At 71.5% G+C, this 17,493-nt stretch carries 15 protein-coding genes and 1 riboswitch; of the genes, 9 read left to right on the top strand and 6 right to left on the bottom strand.

Translation table 11 applies throughout. The features are described from left to right. Positions 1-206: 206 nt before the first annotated feature. On the bottom strand, positions 207-1,145 hold the full coding sequence (locus ACWGKQ_RS09160) for a M56 family metallopeptidase (protein ID WP_453291242.1): 939 nt from the start codon (positions 1,143-1,145) through the stop codon (positions 207-209). Between the two features lie 362 nt (positions 1,146-1,507). Then, positions 1,508-2,728: a fumarylacetoacetase gene (gene fahA / locus ACWGKQ_RS09155; protein WP_453291241.1), complete on the bottom strand. Its 1,221-nt coding sequence runs from the start codon at positions 2,726-2,728 to the stop codon at positions 1,508-1,510. Between the two features lie 277 nt (positions 2,729-3,005). Here fahA and ACWGKQ_RS09150 point away from each other — a divergent pair, with 277 nt between their 5' ends. After that, entirely contained in the window at positions 3,006-4,250 is a 1,245-nt protein-coding gene (locus ACWGKQ_RS09150; RefSeq protein WP_453291389.1) for a carboxylate--amine ligase, read from the top strand. A 31-nt stretch (positions 4,251-4,281) separates the two neighbouring features. Next, positions 4,282-5,502 (top strand): FAD-dependent oxidoreductase, encoded by a 1,221-nt coding sequence (locus tag ACWGKQ_RS09145; RefSeq protein WP_453291240.1) that lies wholly within the window; start codon positions 4,282-4,284, stop codon positions 5,500-5,502. Positions 5,503-5,537: 35 nt separating this feature from the next. Here the strand turns inward: ACWGKQ_RS09145 and ACWGKQ_RS09140 are convergent, their stop codons facing one another. Further along, positions 5,538-6,128 (bottom strand): hypothetical protein, encoded by a 591-nt coding sequence (locus tag ACWGKQ_RS09140; RefSeq protein WP_453291239.1) that lies wholly within the window; start codon positions 6,126-6,128, stop codon positions 5,538-5,540. Between the two features lie 149 nt (positions 6,129-6,277). On the opposite strand from ACWGKQ_RS09140, the gene ACWGKQ_RS09135 reads away from it, so the two are divergent. Further along, positions 6,278-7,084: an HAD family hydrolase gene (locus tag ACWGKQ_RS09135; protein WP_453291238.1), complete on the top strand. Its 807-nt coding sequence runs from the start codon at positions 6,278-6,280 to the stop codon at positions 7,082-7,084. A gap of 13 nt (positions 7,085-7,097) precedes the next feature. Here ACWGKQ_RS09135 and ACWGKQ_RS09130 read toward each other — a convergent pair whose 3' ends face one another. Further along, on the bottom strand, positions 7,098-7,586 hold the full coding sequence (locus tag ACWGKQ_RS09130) for a transglycosylase SLT domain-containing protein (RefSeq protein ID WP_453291237.1): 489 nt from the start codon (positions 7,584-7,586) through the stop codon (positions 7,098-7,100). A 3-nt stretch (positions 7,587-7,589) separates the two neighbouring features. After that, positions 7,590-7,787: riboswitch (cyclic di-AMP (ydaO/yuaA leader) on the bottom strand. A gap of 1,189 nt (positions 7,788-8,976) precedes the next feature. Here ACWGKQ_RS09130 and ACWGKQ_RS09125 point away from each other — a divergent pair. The 6 genes from ACWGKQ_RS09125 to ACWGKQ_RS09100 all read left to right on the top strand — a co-directional run bounded on the left by ACWGKQ_RS09125 (position 8,977) and on the right by ACWGKQ_RS09100 (position 15,940). Continuing rightward, positions 8,977-9,987: a polyprenyl synthetase family protein gene (locus ACWGKQ_RS09125; protein WP_453291236.1), complete on the top strand. Its 1,011-nt coding sequence runs from the start codon at positions 8,977-8,979 to the stop codon at positions 9,985-9,987. 132 nt (positions 9,988-10,119) lie between these two features. After that, entirely contained in the window at positions 10,120-11,079 is a 960-nt protein-coding gene (locus ACWGKQ_RS09120; protein WP_453291235.1) for a CHRD domain-containing protein, read from the top strand. A gap of 324 nt (positions 11,080-11,403) precedes the next feature. Next, positions 11,404-12,666, top strand: a complete 1,263-nt coding sequence (locus ACWGKQ_RS09115; protein ID WP_453291234.1) for a LolA family protein — start codon at positions 11,404-11,406, stop codon at positions 12,664-12,666. Between the two features lie 88 nt (positions 12,667-12,754). Next, positions 12,755-13,789 carry an ATP-binding cassette domain-containing protein gene (locus ACWGKQ_RS09110; RefSeq protein ID WP_453291233.1) on the top strand — a complete coding sequence of 345 codons (1,035 nt, stop codon included), beginning with the start codon at positions 12,755-12,757 and terminating at the stop codon, positions 13,787-13,789. Further along, complete coding sequence (locus ACWGKQ_RS09105; RefSeq protein WP_453291232.1) at positions 13,776-14,663, top strand: ABC transporter permease; 888 nt, start codon at positions 13,776-13,778, stop codon at positions 14,661-14,663. The genes ACWGKQ_RS09110 and ACWGKQ_RS09105 overlap by 14 nt, the downstream gene beginning before the upstream one ends. A gap of 125 nt (positions 14,664-14,788) precedes the next feature. Continuing rightward, the gene (locus ACWGKQ_RS09100) at positions 14,789-15,940 is read left to right on the top strand and encodes a tetratricopeptide repeat protein (RefSeq protein ID WP_453291231.1); all 1,152 of its coding nucleotides are present in this window, start codon (positions 14,789-14,791) and stop codon (positions 15,938-15,940) included. Positions 15,941-15,965: 25 nt separating this feature from the next. On the opposite strand, the gene ACWGKQ_RS09095 is transcribed toward ACWGKQ_RS09100, so the two are convergent. Both ACWGKQ_RS09095 and rarD read right to left on the bottom strand, forming a co-directional pair. Next, positions 15,966-16,430 carry a VOC family protein gene (locus ACWGKQ_RS09095; protein WP_453291230.1) on the bottom strand — a complete coding sequence of 155 codons (465 nt, stop codon included), beginning with the start codon at positions 16,428-16,430 and terminating at the stop codon, positions 15,966-15,968. Positions 16,431-16,461: 31 nt separating this feature from the next. After that, the gene (rarD, locus tag ACWGKQ_RS09090; RefSeq protein WP_453291229.1) at positions 16,462-17,427 is read right to left on the bottom strand and encodes an EamA family transporter RarD; all 966 of its coding nucleotides are present in this window, start codon (positions 17,425-17,427) and stop codon (positions 16,462-16,464) included. Positions 17,428-17,493 lie beyond the last annotated feature (66 nt).

Genomic DNA, 17,493 nt, shown 5'->3' with positions numbered 1-17,493 from the left:
CCGGGAATCCGTTCAGTCGTTCGATGCTCTGCCGTGGGCGGAGTGCTGTCGGCCATGTGAGCGACCATTGACCGGCCGCCATGTGTACCGAGGCCGCCTCACGGCGTTGAGCGCAACGACTGTGCCGGGGTGTCAGCTGCTCGGCGGGGTGCTCGGAGGTCGTACTCATCCGGCTCATCAGGCCGAAGCGTCCTAGCCGAAGCGCCCTAGCTGAGTGCCGTCAGCCCCGGTGCGAACGTGATCAGGAGCGGCAGCAGGGGCACCAGGGCGGCCACCGTCGTCGTGAGGGCCCGCTGGTGGCGCAGCAGCCGTGGTGGCGGTTCCAGCAGGCGGTCGACCCGTTCGCCCAGCAGTCGGCGGCTCGACGCGCAGGACAGGACCCCGCGGTGCTGGTTCAGTTCGATCAGGGCCAGCGCGGTGGTGAGGTGGCCGCAGCGGCGGGACGCCGTGTCGTCGGCGGCGAGTTCGACGAGCCGGTGGGTCTGGTCGCAGAAGTGGGAGAAGAGCGGCACACGCGGAAAGCCCGTGGCCAGGGCGCTGGACAGGTGGAGCAGCCAGTCGTGGTGGGCGCGGGCGTGGCCCCGTTCGTGGGTGAGTACGGCGTCGAGCTGGTGGTCGGTGAGGCGGTGCAGTGCCCCCGTCGTCACGACCAGCTGTGGTGGATGGCCCGGCATCCACCAGGCGTCCGGGTACTCGTCTTCAAGCACCAGCATCGGTCCGCGTGCCGCGGGCAGTCCCGCCGGCAGTTCGGGTGCCCGCTCGCGCAGGTGCGCGCGGGTCTGGTCGCGCCGCCGCCGTGCCTCGACGAGTTCGCGGGCGAGCATCGCCGTCGTCCACGCGGCCCCGCACGCCAGCAGCATCGTGAGGGCGACCGCCCACACGGGCGCGACGGAGAGGTCGTACGCGGCGGTGACCGCCGGTGGCGCCGGCGCGAACACCCGGTCGCGCACGGTGTGGAAGACGGCCGCCGCGCCCAGTGTCAGCGCGGTCAGGCAGCACATCAGTACGGTGGCGACCAGGCACTGCCACACCCACAGCGCGACCACCGGTTCCCGCTCCGGCCACAGGGACCGCACCAGGGCGCGCGGCGCGGGTACGGCGGCCGTCAGGGCGACGGCGGTCAGCAGGAGCAGGCAGACGGTCATGCCGGGGCTCCGTTTCCTGATCGGAGATGAGCGCGGGTGGTGCGGGGTGATACGCCGTCGCGTGGCATGGCGCGTGCGCCGGCGCGTCACGATGTGCGTGCGCCGACGCCTCGCATGGTGCGCGTGCGGGCGCATCGCATGGTGCGTGTCCCGTCAGTATGACGGTGCCGGGTGCCCCGAGTCAGGTGTCGGCGACGATCCGGGCGTCCGGCTTCCCGGACCGGTGGCGCGCGGGTCGTCCCTGCTCCCGCGCCGCCTGCCCTGCCGCCTCCGGTGTCACCTCGCCGACGGGTCCCACCGCCCGCGCCCGTGTCACGAAGTCCCCGCCCGCCGGGCGAGTCGGGCCGCGCCGGCCGCCGCCCTCACCCCGCCACGATCCGCCCGCGGACCTCGCCGAGCCCCAGCCGGGTGCCGCCCGGCCCCGGAGCCCATGCCGACAGCGTCACCACGTCGCCGTCCTCCAGGTACGTCCGCTTTCCGTCCGGGAGTTCGAGCGGATCGCGTCCGTTCCACGTCAGCTCCAGCAGCGACCCGCGTTCCCCGGGTTCCGCGCCGCTCACCGTGCCCGAGCCGTACAGGTCGCCGGTGCGCAGTGAGGCGCCGTTGACCGTCAGGTGGGCGAGTTGCTGCGCGGCGGTCCAGTACATGGTGGAGAACGGCGGCTCGGACACCGTGTGCCCGTTGATCGCGATCGAGATCCGCAGGTCGTAACCGGCGGGTTCCTCCGCGGCGTCGTCGAGGTACGGCAGCAGCGGGTGCGTCCGGCTCGGCGGGGCGACCCGGGCCTCCTCCAGCGCGTCCAGCGGGGTGATCCACGCCGAGACCGAGGTGGCGAACGACTTGCCGAGGAACGGGCCGAGCGGGACGTACTCCCAGGCCTGGATGTCCCGCGCCGACCAGTCGTTCAGCAGACACAGGCCGAACACGTGCTCCCTGAAGTCGCCCAGCGCCACCGGCCTGCCCTGCTGCGACGGCGTGCCGACGACGAAGCCGACCTCGGCCTCGATGTCCAGCCGCACCGACGGGCCGAACTCCGGTGCCGGGTCCGACGGCGCCTTCCGCTGCCCCGAGGGGCGTACGACGTCCGTCCCGGACACCACGACCGTGCCCGCGCGGCCGTGGTAACCGATCGGCAGGTGCTTCCAGTTGGGGGTGAGCGGTTCGGCGGCGTCGGGGCGGAAGATACGGCCCGCGTTGCGGGCGTGGTTCTCGGAGGCGTAGAAGTCGACGTAGTCGGCGACCTCGAAGGGGAGGTGCAGGGTCACCTCGGGCAGCGGATGCAGGAGGGGGGCGAGTGTCTCGCGGTGCGCGGGCACGGTCACCCAGGCGGTCAGGGCGCGCCGTACGTCCGACCAGGCGGTGCGGCCGGCAGCCAGCAGCGGGTTGAGGGCCGGGCGGGCGAGCAGAGAGGCGTACGGGGAGCCGAGGGCGAGGGCCGCGGCACCGGCGTCGAGGACGTGGTCGCCGAGGCGGACGCCGACCCTCCGTTCCGTGCTTCCGGAGGTCGAGAACACGCCATACGGAAGGTTGTGCGGGCCGAAGGGATCGCCCTCGGGGACCTCGAAGGGGGTGAAGGGGGGCATGGGGTGGCTGCCTCGCTCTCATCCGTCTCATCCGTGCCGCGCGGGGGCCGCCCATGTGGCGACGTCACTATGGCGTTGCACGGCGTTCCATGTGGTCGCGCCACACGTTACGGGTGAGTTGGCTGTCGTGGCAGTGTCTAAAGAGTTCGCAATGTCCTAATAGCCCTTGTCGGAGGGGGCAATTCCGGCTTAGCGTCCTTTGGGGGACACGGACGGGGTGGATCCGGTCCGTAGAGGGGGACACGTGGGGGGACCCGTGGCCAGGAATGCCGTCAGCGTGCCGTTCGAGGCGGACCGCGACGTGCCGGGCCTGATCGTCAAGTTCGGCGACTATCCGCTGCATCACGGCGGGGTCGGCGCGATTCGCAGTCTGGGCCGCCTGGGCGTTCCCATGTACGCGATCACGGAGGACGCCTATACGCCGGCGGCCTCCTCCCGTTATCTCAGACGGGCGTTCGTGTGGCCGACGACGGGCGCCGAGGAACCGGACCGTCTCGTCGAGGGACTGCTGCGCATCGGCAGCCGTATCGGCCGGCCGACCGTGCTGATCCCCACCGACGAGGAGGCCGCCGTCCTGATCGCCGAGCACCAGGACGCGCTCGGCGACCGTTTCCTCTTCCCGCGGGTGGAACCGGAACTGCCGCGCCGGCTGGCGAGCAAGCAGGGCCTGCACGAACTGTGCGTGGAACACGGCATCCCGAGCCCGGCGGCCGCCTTCCCGGACTCGTACGACGAGATCGTCGACTTCGCGGAGAAGGCCCGCTTCCCGATCGTGGCCAAGAACCGTGAGGCGTTCGTCCGGCGCAAGCAGCCCGCCGTCAACGGGACGACGCGGATCGCCACCCGGGAGGGACTGCTCACCCTCGCCCGTGACTGGGGCACCCATCCGGGTGTCATCCTCCAGGAGTACCTCCCGAGGGAGGAGGCCGAGGACTGGATCGTGCACGCCTACTTCGACGCCGACTCCAATCCGCGCGCTCTGTTCACCGGCGTCAAGGTCCGCTCCTGGCCGCCGCACGCCGGCATGACCGCGAACGCGTACGTCGTCGACAACCCGGAACTCGCCGACCTCGCCGCCCGTTTCATCAAACAGATCGGCTTCACCGGCATCATCGATCTCGACCTGCGCTTCGACCGGCGCGACGGGCAGTACAAGCTGCTCGACTTCAACCCGCGCATGGGCGCCCAGTTCCGGCTCTTCGAGAGCGAGTCGGGGGTGGACGTCGTCCGCGCCATGCATCTGGACCTGACCGGGCGCCGCGTCCCGGAGGGGGAGCAGCGCGCCGGCCACCGGTACGTCGTGGAGAACATCGACCTGCCCGCCCTCCTCGCCTACCGGCGCAGCGGCTACACGACGCCGCACGCACCGAAGCGGCCGAGCGGCACCGAGCTGGCCTGGCTCGCGGGTGACGACCCGCTGCCGTTCGTCACGATGCTCGCCCGCTTCGTGCGTCCGGGCGCGAAGCACCTCTACCAGCTGTGGCGCACCAACCGCCGCGGCTCCGGCCCCGCCACGAAGTAGGCAGCACGCCACGTTCCTGGGGAGGGACTTCGTGATCGAACCGGTAGCAGTCATCGGCGCCGGGCCCTTCGGCCTGTCCACGGCCGCCCACCTGCGGGCGCGCGGCATCCCCGTCCGGGTCTTCGGCGACCCCATGGTCAGCTGGCGCGACCACATGCCGGCCGGGATGATCCTGAAGTCCACCCCGGCCGCCTCCGACCTGGACTGCCCGCAGCACGGGCACACCCTCGCCGACTACTGCGACGCGGCGGGCATCCGCCGGCTGGTGACCGACGAGGACATCATCCCGGTGGAGACCTTCATCGGCTACGGCGAGTGGTTCCAGCAGAAACTGGTGCCCGAGCTGGAGCGGGTGCGGGTGGTCTCCGTGGACCGGCACAAGGCGGACCGGCACAAGGCGGACGGCTCGGCGGGCTTCGAACTGAAGCTGGACTCGGGGGAGTCGTTCACGGCCCGCGCGGTCGTCGTCGCCACCGGCCTGTCCGGGCTGGCCCGCCTGCCCGCCGAGCTCGCCAGGGCGGGCGCGGACGGACCGGCGGGGCCGGTCTCGCACAGCTCCCAGCACCACGACCTGACCCGGTTCTCCGGCACGGACCTGATCGTCGTCGGTGCCGGGCAGTCCGCGCTGGAGACGGCGGCCCTCGCCGCCGAGGCGGGCGCCCAGGTCCGGGTGGTCTCGCGAGGCCGCGGCAGGGTCGCCTTCGGGGCCCCGCCCTGGGACCAGCCGAAGCTGCGCCCCGAGTCGCCGTTCGGCCGGGCCTGGTCACTGTGGGCGCTCAGCTACTACCCGCACCCCTACCGCTACCTCCCGGCACAGACCCGCCACTACCTGGTCCGCCGGGTGCTCGGTCCGCTCGGCGCCTGGTGGCTGCGCGACCGCTTCGAGGGCAAGGTCCAGGTCCGTGAGGTCGCCGCCGTGACCGGCGCCGACACCTCCGACGGCGCCCCGGTCCTCACCGTCCGCAGCCACGACGGCGGCACCGACCGCCTCACCGCCGACCACGTCATAGCCGCCACCGGCTACCGCGTGGACATCGCCGCGATGGACTTCCTCGGCCCCGAACTGCGCACCCGGGTCGCGGTCAGCCGCGGCGCGCCGAGACTCGGCGCCGGATACGTCTCCTCCGTGCCCGGCCTGTACTTCACGGGGCTCCCGGCGGCGGCGTCGTACGGCCCGGTGATGCGGTTCGTGTGCGGCACGGAGTTCGCCTCACCGCGCCTGGCCAGGCACCTGGCGGCGGCCCACGCCTGACACCCCGGGGCCGGATCGTCACCCGGCCCCGAAGGCTATGCCGCCTCCTCGGCCGCCCGCTGCCAGGCCAGGAACTCCTCGATCAGCTCCGGCGGGTTGGCCGCCTCCGTGGCCTCGACCTCCCAGCCCGGGCAGTACATGTCGAAGACCACCACCGGCAGCGGCCGCCCGAGGACCTTCTCGATCCGGCCTCCGTCGTGCAGATCCCGGGCCAGCCGGACACACGCGTCGGCGAAGTGCAGGGCCAACAGCTCGCGTGCGGCGTCCAGTTCGGCGGCGTCGCCGTCCCCGTCGAACCAGATTCCGAGCCGCCGGACCTCCTCGACGTACAGCGCACCGCCGACCGGGTCCTCGGGGCAGTTGCCGAGCGTCTCGAAGCCGTCGAGGAGCCAGCACGCGTAGTTCCAGCGGGCCTCGCCCGGGTCGTCGGGGCGTCTTTCGGCCTCGTACTGGATCTCCGTGTTGTAGCCGATCGCCACAAAGGGTCTGCGGTTGTCGTCGTCGACCCGCCAGATGCGGAAGGACAGCGCGTAGATCTCCGGCCGCAGTTCCAGCGGGAACCGCTCCAGCACCCCGGTCGCCGCCTCCAGCAGATATGCCCGGAAGTCCCCCTGCCCGTCAGCCATCACCAGCGCCCCCGTCAGATCAGCGAAACCGACTCACCGAGAACGTAACGCCCGCCACTGACAACGGCCCCATCACGGCGGAGGCGGGCGTCACTTGAGGCCGAAACGCACAGTGAGTCCCAGCGGCGTGCTGTCCGTATTCTCTGATCATGGTCGCACCCTCCCCGTACTCACTGATCGCCACCGACCTGGACGGCACGCTGCTGCGTGCCGACGACACCCTCTCGGAGCGGTCGCTCGCCGCGCTCGCGCGGGCCGGCCGGGCCGGTGCCCGGCACCTCGTGGTCACCGGCCGTCCCGCACCGAGAGTGCGCCCGCTCCTCGACGACCTCGGCTGCACGGGACTCGCGGTCTGCGGCCAGGGCGCGCAGGTGTACGACGCCGGCGCGGACCGGCTGCTGTGGTCGGTCACCCTGGACCGGGAGCTGGCGGAGACCGCGCTCGGCAAGATCGAGGCCGAGGTCGGTCAGGTGTACGCGGCGGTCGACCAGGACGGCGTTGACGGGCTCACGCTCATCGAGCCTGGTTACCTGATGCCCCACCCCACCCTGCCGGCGCTGCGCGTCGCCCGGCGGGACGACCTGTGGTGCGCGCCCATCAGCAAGGTGCTGCTGCGGCACCACACCCTGTCCGACGACGAACTGGCGGCGACCGCCCGCGCGGTGGTCGGGTCGCTGGCGACGGTCACCATGTCGGGGCCGGGGACCGTCGAGCTCCAGCCGTGCGGGGTGACCAAGGCGACCGGCCTGGCGCTGGCCGCCGGCCATCTGGGGCTGCGCCCCGCACAGGCCATCGCCTTCGGGGACATGCCCAACGACATCCCGATGTTCGAGTGGGCGGCCTACGGGGTGGCCATGGCCAACGCTCATCCCGAACTGAAGGCGCGGGCCGACGAGGTCACCGCGTCGAACGAGGACGACGGCATCGCCGTCGTCCTCGAAAGACTCTTCAACTGACGCGGAGCGTCGGTCAGTACGCGCCGTGGACGTTGTCCATAGAGCCGTACCGCGCGGCGGCGTAGTTGCAGGCGGCGGTGATGTTCGCGACCGGGTCGTAGATGTCGAACGACGTGCCGGCCACGTGGTAGGCGTTGAACGTCGGGTCGATGACCTGGAGCAGGCCCTTGGACGGGATGCCCTTGGCCGCGTTGGAGTCCCAGAGGTTGATGGCCCGCGGGTTGCCGGAGGACTCCCGCATGATGTTGCGGTAGATGCCGTTGTAGCTGCCCGGGATGTTCTTCTCCCTCATGATCGCGAGCGACTCGCGGATCCAGCCGTCGAGGTTGTTCGGGTACCCGGCGAGGGTCGTCGAGGCGGTCGAGGTGGAGGACCCGGCGGCGGAGGCGGTGGTCGCCCCGATGAGCGGGAGGGCAAGGACGGCGGCGCCGGTGCCGGCGACGACGAGCGTGCGGATGATGCGGTTACGGCGGGGAGTGCGGTGCTGGGCGGCAACAAGCATGGCGTTGTTCCTCTCCGTCGCCTGCGAGGTGAGCTGTCGGGTTCGGGCCCGGGGAGTGCCCGGTCGTACCGCCCGAAGGCGATGCGACTTCACCCCTAGCCGTTCCGGAACGACGTCTGTCCGTGACGTCGGTCGCCCGGTCCGGCGGCTTACCTGGGTCCCCCGCTCCTGCCGTGCGAATGAACTCGTCGATGGGTTACGACGGGCGGCGGCAGGATTCGGCGTCCGCCCGGCGAGCCGGAACGTATGCGAGAGCACATGTCCGGAACAAGTACCTGATGCGCACAACACACCGATTGAGCTTGGAGTGAGGCCTATGAGGCACTTGATCCTTTGCGGCTGCCAACCCTCAACTGGCCCGCAGGGAAAGGGAAGGAAGGGTCGCCTTACCGGCTCTGCCCCGCCTGGCCTTTCGTGACCTACCTCACGAAACCGCAATAGCGGCAAATCAGACAAGAGGGATTCGTTGAATCCCTCTATTTCCTGGTTCGACGGAATGTCCCGGTGTCTTCATTTCGATGATGAGTCCGAATTGTCGGATTATAGTGAATTTCGGATAAGTCGAGGTGGTGTGGCGAGGTGGACGTCTGTCGGCGGCGGCCTTGTTCGCTCGATCGGGTGCCTCTCCGGTGCGGCCCCCGTCAACTTCGGAAGCGTCGGCTACGCGCGCGTGCCACCGGCCGGGGGTGGCCGGGAAGTTGGGCTGCCGGGTGCGCACGTGAAACTCGTCACGTGGGGGGTGGGGGAAAGGCGGCCAGGACGGCGGGATCTCCCGGTGTGCGTGTCCGTCGTGAAGGCGGAACCTCCGCCGTGGTGCGCGTCGTTGTCATGGCAGCCGTCCGCGGAGCGGGCCGCGGCGGCGGTCGTGGGCGGTTCGGGTGTCGATGCTCCCGTGGTCCGGCGTGGAAGGCCGCGGGGTGGGTCAGGAGGCGCGGAGGGTGTAAGTCAGGAGGCGCGGAGGTCGTGGTGGAAGAAGGATGTACACCTGTGTATGAGGTGCCGCCGTTCGTGCACCGGGTGCCACGGCCGGATTCGGTGGGCGGCCGAGGGGGTACGCCCGGGCAGGTGACGTCGGCCGGGAGAGGCGGGGCCGTTTCCGGGCAGTAGTCAGTCGGGAGGTTCGTCCGGGAGGCTCGCCGCCGGACGGCCGTCCGGACACGGTCGGAGCCGAGGTTCGGGACAACTGTCCGCACTTCCTGTTAAGTCAGTAGATGTCAGGTCGTATCGGCTGATCAAAAACATAACGGTCGTGATCTGATAGCGCCCGGGGTGTAACCGTGGGCGCTATCGGTGATCGAAACCTGACCGGATACGCTGACTTGAGTGAGGGCAGCGACCTATCGACAAACCGCGTAATCGCCAGTAGACACCAGCAGACAGGAGACCCCTCGTGACCGTCGTCGGGCCGTTCGGGCTGAGCGTGCGGGACCAGGCTCTGGAAGCCGATGTCCAGGCCGGATTGACGGCTGTCGAGGAAGGCTTGCTAGAAGCCACCAAGAGCGAGGTCCCGTTCATCACGGAGGCCGCGCAGCACCTCGTACGGGCCGGAGGCAAGCGGTTCCGCCCGCTGCTGGTGATGCTCGCCGCGCAGTTCGGCGACCCGTACGCGCCCGGTGTCGTGCCGTCGGCCGTCGTCGTCGAACTCACCCATCTGGCCACGCTGTACCACGACGACGTCATGGACGAGGCCTCCGTGCGGCGCGGCGTCGACAGTGCCAACACCCGCTGGGGCAATTCGCTCGCCGTCCTCACCGGCGACTTCCTCTTCGCCCGCGCCTCCCAGATCCTCGCCGACCTGGGCCCCGAGGCGGTCCGGGTCCAGGCCCTCGCCTTCGAACGGCTGGTGACCGGCCAGATCCTGGAGACGGCGGGCCCGTCGGACGGCCGTGACCCGGTCGAGCACTACCTCGACGTGCTCGGCGGCAAGACCGGCTCGCTGGTCGCCGTCTCCTGCCGCTTCGGCGCGATGCTGTCCGGTGCCGACGAGACGGTCGTCGACGTCCTCACCCAGTACGGCGAACGGCTCGGTGTCGCCTTCCAGCTCGCCGATGACGTCCTGGACATCGCCTCCGACTCCCGCGAATCCGGGAAGACTCCCGGAACCGACCTCCGGGAGGGTGTGCCCACGCTCCCGGTGCTGCGGCTGCGGGAGCTGGCGGCCCGGTCGGGGCTGGCCGAGGACATCGCCCTGTGCGAGCTGCTGGACTCCGACCTCACGGACGACGCGCGGCACGCGGAGGCCCTGACTGCGCTGCGGGCGCACCCGGCGCTGGACCTCGCCCGCAAGGATGCGGTCCGGTACGCGGAGGAGGCGCGGGCCGCGCTGGCTCCGCTGCCGGAGTGCGACCCGAAGGACGCGCTGATGGAGCTGTGCGATGCGGTGGTGCACCGGGCCGGGTAGCAGCCGTTGGGCCCGCTGCGATGTGACCCAGGTCACTTTATTGGACTGAGTCCAATCCAGGACGTGTTCCGTACTCCTCCCCAGAAGCCGACGCAGGGGGCGTCGGCTGACACAGGGGGAGAAAACGGAATCATGGTCATCGACGCAACACGCCGCAAGAGCCTCGTCGCCGCTGCCATCACCGTCACCGTCACCGCTCTCGGCGGTGCCGCCGTCCCGGCATCCGCCGCCACCAGCCACAGCTCCGCCGTCGCCGCCGGCCACGGCTCCACCGCTTCCACTGACTCCGTCGTCCTGGCCGCCAGTCTGCGCGGTGCCAACGAGGTGCCCGTCGCCGGTGGGCCCGCCGTCGGCGACAAGGACGGCGCCGCGCTGGAGTTCATCCAGGTCAAGGGGGACAAGGTGACCGTCGCCGTGACCTGGCGCGGTACCGGCAGGCCCACCGACCTGCACATCCACCAGGGCGCCAAGGGAACGAACGGCGGCGTCCGGATCGACTTCGGGAAGCTGCTGAAGAAGGCCAGGGCCCACAGCGTCACCGGCAGCGTCAAAGTCACCGACAAGGCCCTGCTCAAGCAGCTCACCACCGACCCCGGCGCCTTCTACGCCAACCTGCACACCGCCCAGTTCCCCGGCGGAGCCCTCCGCGGCCAGCTGCACGCCGTCACCACCGTCTCCGACCTCTCGGGCGGCGGCTTCCAGGCCTCCGTCGTCACCGGCAAGCAGATCTACCAGTGCAAGCCCGCCGACGGCGGCGGCTACGCCTTCGCCCAGCGCGACGTCAGCGCCAAGCTCGGCGGCGGCATCCGCCACTCCTTCGTCGCACCGAACTCCGGCACCCCGCAGTGGGTCGCACCCGACGGCAGCGCGGTCACCGGAACCGTCCTGACGAAGACGGCGAACGGCGCCGGCAACATCCCCGAGCTGGACCTCACGGCCACCCGGTCCGGCAAGAAGCACGGGCTGCTCGCCCACACCGGCGAGATCCTGCGCCTCAACACGGTCGGCGGCGTCGCCCCGGCAGGCTCCTGCACCCCGGGTGCCGTCGTCGGCGTCCCCTACCGGGCGGACTACGTGTTCGTGCAGCACTGAGCGATTCGTGCAGCACGGAGCCAACGGCACCGGACACTGCAGTGAACACGGCAGCGAACACGGCACGTGAAGTGACCGGACACGGCACGTGACAGGAGGCGCCTTCGCCGCACGACCCCTACGGGTCGGGGAAGGCGCCTCCACCCTTGTGTCATACCGCAGGTGTACGCGGAGTTGGCTCCGTGGGCTGACGCTTAGCCGCGGTGGATTTGGTGAGATGGAAACCACGGAAATCACCACCACTCACCGTTTCGGGTGAGAATGGCGGCTCAGGGTGGGACACGTGCGAGGACGGCCGCCGCCGACGACGGAGGTAAGGCACACATGGCACCGTACGAATCCGACGACAGCACGGGGACCGCGCAGGCCGACGACGAACTGCGCGCCGAGGTCCGCGCCGAGCGGCGGCGCAAGGCCGCACGGTACGTCGTACCGGTCGCGGTGGTAGGCGTGGCCGCGGCCACCATCGGCCTGGTCCCGGCACTCGCCGACTCCGGCGACCCCAACCTGCCGAAGATCACCGCGCAGGAGCTCATCGACAAGATCGCCAAGTCGGACGTGCAGCAGCTGTCCGGCACCGTGAAGGTCAGCACCGACCTCGGCCTGCCCGACCTCGGCGGGCTGGAGAGCAGCCTGATGTCCGGGGCGACGCAGCGCGGCGGCGACGGCTCGTCCGCCGACCCGTCGAGCAAGCTCACCGAGCTGGCCTCCGGCACGCACACCCTGCGGGTGGCCGTCGACGGCCCCGAGAAGCAGAAGGTGTCGGTGCTGGAGAGCGGCGCCGAGTACAGCCTCATCCACAACGGCACCAACGTGTGGGGCTACGACAGCAAGTCCAACGAGGTCTACCACTCCACCGTCGCCGACTCCGGCAAGGCCGAGCAGCACGAAACCCCGGCCACGCCCAAGGACTTCGCCGAAGAAGCCCTCAAGTCGGTCGACGACACCACGTCGGTGACGGTCGACGGCACCGTCCAGGTGGCCGGCCGGGACGCCTACCGGCTCGTCATCAAGCCCAAGCAATCCGGTACGACGGTCGGCGCGATCAGCATCGCGGTGGACGCCAAGACCGGTACGCCGCTGAAGTTCACGCTCACCCCGTCGAGCGGCGGCGCGGCCGTGGTCGACGCGGGCTACACCCAGGTCAGCTTCGCGAAGCCGGCCGCCTCCACCTTCGACTTCACCCCGCCCAAGGGCGCCAAGGTCACCGAGGGCGACAAGGCGGGCAAGGCCGGCAGGACCGGGGCGGGCGACCGGACGGACCAGGGCGGCAAGGCCTCCGAGACGCCCGGCCACGGCTCCGCCAAGGGCCTCGACAAGTCCGGCGTCGACGTCCTCGGCAAGGGCTGGAACTCGATAGCCGTCCTCGACACCGGCAGCAAGGGCGGACTGCCCACCGGCTCCGCCTCCGGAGGCGGCGACCTGGGCGGCTTCCTGAGCTCGCTCGGCGACCCCGTCTCCGGCAAGTTCGGCAAGGGCACCGTCTTCTCCACCCGGCTGATCAACGCCCTGATCACGGACAACGGCAAGGTGTACGTCGGCGCCGTGGACAAGGCGGCGCTGGTGAAGGCGGCGAACGCGGGCTAGTCCGGGGTGGCACGGGTGCGGTGAGCACCCTTTGCCGGACGATGCCGGACGATGCCGGACGACGCTGCATGACGAACAGAGGGAGCTGATGGACCGACCGTCCGCCACGGAGCGGGAGCGGGAGCCGGAGAGCGCGGGGGACCCGGAGGACTCGGGGGATCCCGGGGACCCGGCGGGCGACGTTCCGGCGGCCGCGAGTGTCATCGACACCCGCGGCCTCACCAAGCGCTACCGCGGCGGACAGCTCGCCGTGGACGGTCTCGACCTGACCGTCCCGGCGGGCAGCGTCTTCGGCTTCCTCGGCCCCAACGGCTCCGGCAAGACCACCACCATCCGCATGCTGATGGGCCTGATCGAGCCCACCTCGGGCACGGCCCGGGTCCTGGGCCACCCGATGCCGCGAGCCTCCCGCGTGGTACTGCCCCAGGTCGGGGCCCTCATCGAGGGCCCCGCGCTGTACGGCTTCCTCTCCGGCCGCGACAACCTCCTGCGGTACGACGCCGCCGACCCGGCCGCCGACCCCCGCACCCGGCGCGCCCGTGTCGAGGCCGCACTGGACCGGGTGGGTCTCGGCGCCGCCGCGGCGAAGAAGGCCAAGGCCTACTCCCTGGGGATGAAGCAGCGCCTGGGGCTGGCCGCCGCGCTGCTCCAGCCCCGCAGGCTGCTGGTCCTGGACGAGCCGACCAACGGCCTCGACCCGCAGGGCATGCGGGAGATCCGCGCCCTGGTGCGGGAACTGGCGGGGGACGGCACGACCGTGTTCCTCTCCTCCCACCTCCTCGACGAGATCGAGCAGGTCTGCACCCATGCGGCCGTGATGGCGCAGGGCCGGCTGATCGCCCAGGGCGCGGTGGCCGACCTGGTGGCCGGGGCCCGCGGCCGGCTCGTGGTGAGCACCCCGGACCCCGGGGAGGCGGCCCGGGTGCTCAAGGAACAGGGCGTCGCGGACGTCGTCGCCGCCGAGGACCGGGTGACCGGCGAGCCGCCCGAGCGCGACCTCGCCGAGGTGAACGCGGCGCTCGTCACGGCGGGCGTCCGGGTCCGCGGCTTCACCGTGGAACGGGCCTCGCTGGAGGACGCGTTCGTGGCACTGACCGGGGAGGGCTTCGATGTCGCAGGCTGACCTGGCCGTCGTCGACACGGCGGCCGTACGGCCGAACCCGCTGTGGAGCCTCGGCCTGCTGCGCAGCGAACTCCTCACCACGTTCCGGCGCTGGCGCACCCTCGCCCTGCTGGGCGTACTGGCGGCGGTGCCGATCCTCGTCGGTGTGTCCGTCAGGATCGAGACCCGGGGCGGCGGGCAGGTCGGCCGCGGCGGCGGCGAGGGCCCGGCGTTCATCGCCCAGGTCACCAACAACGGACTGTTCCTGGTGTTCACGGCGCTGGCCGCGACCCTCCCGTTCTTCCTGCCGATGGCCGTCGGGGTGGTCGCCGGGGACGCGGTCGCGGGCGAGGCTGACGCGGGCACCCTGCGCTATCTGCTGGTCGCCCCGGCGGGCCGGACCCGCCTCCTGCTCGCCAAGTACGCCACGACGATGGCCTTCTGCCTGGTCGCGACCCTGGTGGTGGCCGCCTCCGCGCTCGCCGTCGGCGCGATCCTCTTCCCGCTCGGCGACCTGACGACGATATCCGGCACCCGGATATCCTTCGCCGACGGCTTGGGCCGCGCCCTGCTGATCGCCCTGGTGGTCGCCGTGTCCCTGGCCGGCATCGCCGCCCTCGGCCTGTTCGTGTCCACGCTGACCAACAGCGGCATCGCGGCGATGGCGACCACCGTGGGCCTGCTCATCACCGTCCAGATCCTCGACCAGATCCCCCAGCTGCACACGCTCCAGCCGTACTTCTTCTCCCACTACTGGCTGTCCTTCGCCGACCTGATGCGCGACCCCGTCTACTGGGACGACCTGGTCAAGAACCTTGAGTTGCAGGCCCTGTACACGGCGGTGTTCGGATCGGCGGCCTGGGCGCGGTTCACGACGAGGGACATCACCGCCTAGCGGTTCCTGGTGCGAGGCTGTGACGTCGCGGTGACGTGGGAGCCGTGCCGAGCGGCGAGACTGGACCGTACGCACGAGGACGACCGGAGTACGACCGGACGGTGACGCCGGGGGAATGAGGGCCGATGTCCCGACTCAGCCGCGAGGAGAAGCGGGAAGTCCAGCAGGAGGAGCGTCTGGCACCGGTCGACGTCCGGGTGACGGACGCGACCGCGTCGGTGGACGGCGTACCGCTGCTCCCCGGCCCCGGTGAGGAACCCCAGCAGGCGGTCCTCAACCACCTCCAGCGCCTCGCCCGGGCCACCGGCCGCCCGGTCCTCGCCACCGTCCACGACACCCGCATCGGCTACGTCGTCCCCCTCCAGGTGAACCTGGACGGCTCCAGCAGCTTCACCGGCGACCCGGTACGGCTGGCCGCAGCGCCCGCCGAGCCGAAGGAACACCCCGCCCCGCCGGCACCGCCCGTACTGCCGGACCCGCCGCTGCCGCCCGCGCCGGGCACCGTCCAGCCGCCCACCGGCGTCTTCGGCCCGCCGCCCGTGATGAGCACCCCTGCCACGACCTCTGCCCCGACACCCGTCCCGGCGCCTGCCCCGGCCCCTGAGAAGGCCCCCGCCACCGCCACCGCCACCGCCACCGCCACCGCCCCCGCACCTGCCCCCGCCCCCGTCCCCGTTGTCGTCCTCGCCCCCGAAGAGCCGTCGGCCGGCCGGGACCCCGACCTCCGGTCCACCCCCACCCCCGCCCGTGGTTTCGACGCCGTTGCCGAGGAGGTGCTCGGGGACGAGCCCGTGACCCTGACGGCGGAAGGGGCCGCGCTGCTCACCGAGCCGGTGGCGCGGATCAACGACGCCGTCCGGACGGGCCGTATCGAAGCCGCGGCCGAGCTCGCGGAGCGCACCGTCGCCGAGGCCGCCGCGGTCCTCGGCGGCGACCACACCGAGGTGCTGCACCTGGGCGAGCTGACCGCGTACATCTCCTACCTGGCGGGCGACCCGGAGCGGGCCTTCCACCTCTCCCTCGACCTGGCCCGGCAGCGCCGGCTCGCACGGGACGGCGAGGCGGCGTACGGGAACGTGCGGAGCGCGGCGACCGCCTGGCGCGCGGTACGCGACCCCGAGCACGGGCTGAGCCTCGGCCGCGAGCTGATCGACCTGTGGACGCAGCTCACCGCCGAGGACGGCCCGGCGGCCGACGACATCGAGGAACTGGAGTCGGCTCGCGTCCGGATGGCCCGCCTCACGGACCGCGCCCGCCGAGCCGCCCAGAACGCCTGAGCGCCGTCACGCCTCGGCGCCGTCGTCACAGCACGCAGAACTCGTTGCCCTCCGGATCGGCCATGACGGTCCACGCCCCGGAGGGCTCGGAGACATGCCGCACCACGGTCGCGCCCAGCGCCTCCAGGCGAGCCACCTCGTCCGCCCGCTTCCCGTCCCCGGCGTGCAGGTCGATGTGGAGCCGGTTCTTGCCCGACTTGGTTTCCGGCACTCGCTGGAACAGCACCCGCCGCCCCAGCCCCGTCCCGCGCTGCTCGTCGTACGGGTCGTCCGGGTGCCGCACGGCGATCAGGTCACGGAAGGCGGCACGGCCGTGGTACTCCAGGGCGGCCGCGCCGGGCAGCGCGTCCAGCGCCAGGAGCTGTTCGACGAGCGCGCTGTTGTCCTCGGCCACGTAGTGCAGCGCGGCGGCCCAGAAGTCGGCCTGCGCGTGCGGATCGCGGGCGTCGACGGCGAGCTTCCAGTGCAGGGGTGCGGGCGTCTGCGTCATGTCGCCCACTTATAGCCGACGGCTCCGACACTCACACCTGGCTTGCGGGAGTCTCCGTGACCGGGGCTGCCGGCCGTGGTACGGGCGCCGCCGCGAGCGCCCGTGCGCCCCGGCGGGCGGTGCGCAGCGCGTCCCAGGTGAGCAGGGCGAGGGCGAGCCAGACCAGGGCGAAGCCGGCCCAGCGCTCGGCGGGCATGGCCTCGTGGAAGTAGAGGATGCCGCAGAGGAACTGGAAGACCGGCGCCAGGTACTGCAGCAGGCCGAGCGTGGAGAGCGGGACGCGGATCGCGGCGGCGCCGAAGCAGACCAGTGGGACGGCGGTGACGATGCCGGTGGAGGCCAGCAGGGCCGCGTGCCCGGCGCCGTGGTCGGCGAAGCTGGACTCGCCGTGTCCGGACAGCCAGAGCAGGTAGCCGAGCGCGGGCAGGAACTGGATCGCCGTCTCGGCCGCGAGTGACTCGACGCCGCCGAGGTTGACCTTCTTCTTGACGAATCCGTACGTGGCGAAGGAGAACGCGAGGACGAGGGAGATCCACGGCGGCTGCCCGTAGCCGACGGTCAGCACGACGACGGCCGTGAAGCCGACGCCCACCGCCGCCCACTGCGCGGGCCGCAGCCGTTCCTTCAGCAGCAGCACGCCCATGGCGATGGTGACGAGGGGGTTGATGAAGTAGCCGAGGGAGGCCTCGACCACGTGCCCGGCGTTCACGGCCCAGATGTAGACGCCCCAGTTGACGGTGATCACGGCGGCGGCGACCGCCACCAGGGCCAGTCGGCGCGGCTGCCGCAGCAGCTCGCCGGCCCAGGCCCAGCGCCGTACGAAGACGAGTGCGACGGCGACGAAGAGGAGGGACCACACCATGCGGTGGGCCAGGATCTCCACCGACCCGGCGGGCTTCAGCAGCGGCCAGAACAGGGGGACCAGCCCCCACATCCCGTAGGCCGCGAAGCCGTTCACCAGTCCTGTCCGTCGCTCACCCTTCGATATGTCGGCCACCGGCCCTCCTCACGCCCAGCTTCAGCACACCGCCGGGACGAAGGTAGCGCCGGGCACCCCGGTCTG

The organism is Streptomyces sp. NPDC054770 (assembly GCF_053611985.1).
The sequence above is the reverse complement of the archived record's forward strand: the minus strand, read 5'-3'. Positions and strand labels throughout refer to the sequence as shown.

What these genes read in the sequence shown, in the direction of transcription:
- ACWGKQ_RS09095 (WP_453291230.1), bottom strand. Translation starts at nt 16,430, where the DNA reads ATGACGCAGACGCCCGCACCCCTGCACTGGAAGCTCGCCGTCGACGCC.
- ACWGKQ_RS09135 (WP_453291238.1), top strand. Translation starts at nt 6,278, where the DNA reads ATGGTCGCACCCTCCCCGTACTCACTGATCGCCACCGACCTGGACGGC.
- ACWGKQ_RS09140 (WP_453291239.1), bottom strand. Translation starts at nt 6,128, where the DNA reads ATGGCTGACGGGCAGGGGGACTTCCGGGCATATCTGCTGGAGGCGGCG.
- ACWGKQ_RS09130 (WP_453291237.1), bottom strand. Translation starts at nt 7,586, where the DNA reads ATGCTTGTTGCCGCCCAGCACCGCACTCCCCGCCGTAACCGCATCATC.
- ACWGKQ_RS09110 (WP_453291233.1), top strand. Translation starts at nt 12,755, where the DNA reads ATGGACCGACCGTCCGCCACGGAGCGGGAGCGGGAGCCGGAGAGCGCG.
- fahA (WP_453291241.1), bottom strand. Translation starts at nt 2,728, where the DNA reads ATGCCCCCCTTCACCCCCTTCGAGGTCCCCGAGGGCGATCCCTTCGGC.
- ACWGKQ_RS09120 (WP_453291235.1), top strand. Translation starts at nt 10,120, where the DNA reads ATGGTCATCGACGCAACACGCCGCAAGAGCCTCGTCGCCGCTGCCATC.
- ACWGKQ_RS09105 (WP_453291232.1), top strand. Translation starts at nt 13,776, where the DNA reads ATGTCGCAGGCTGACCTGGCCGTCGTCGACACGGCGGCCGTACGGCCG.
- ACWGKQ_RS09115 (WP_453291234.1), top strand. Translation starts at nt 11,404, where the DNA reads ATGGCACCGTACGAATCCGACGACAGCACGGGGACCGCGCAGGCCGAC.
- ACWGKQ_RS09160 (WP_453291242.1), bottom strand. Translation starts at nt 1,145, where the DNA reads ATGACCGTCTGCCTGCTCCTGCTGACCGCCGTCGCCCTGACGGCCGCC.
- ACWGKQ_RS09100 (WP_453291231.1), top strand. Translation starts at nt 14,789, where the DNA reads ATGTCCCGACTCAGCCGCGAGGAGAAGCGGGAAGTCCAGCAGGAGGAG.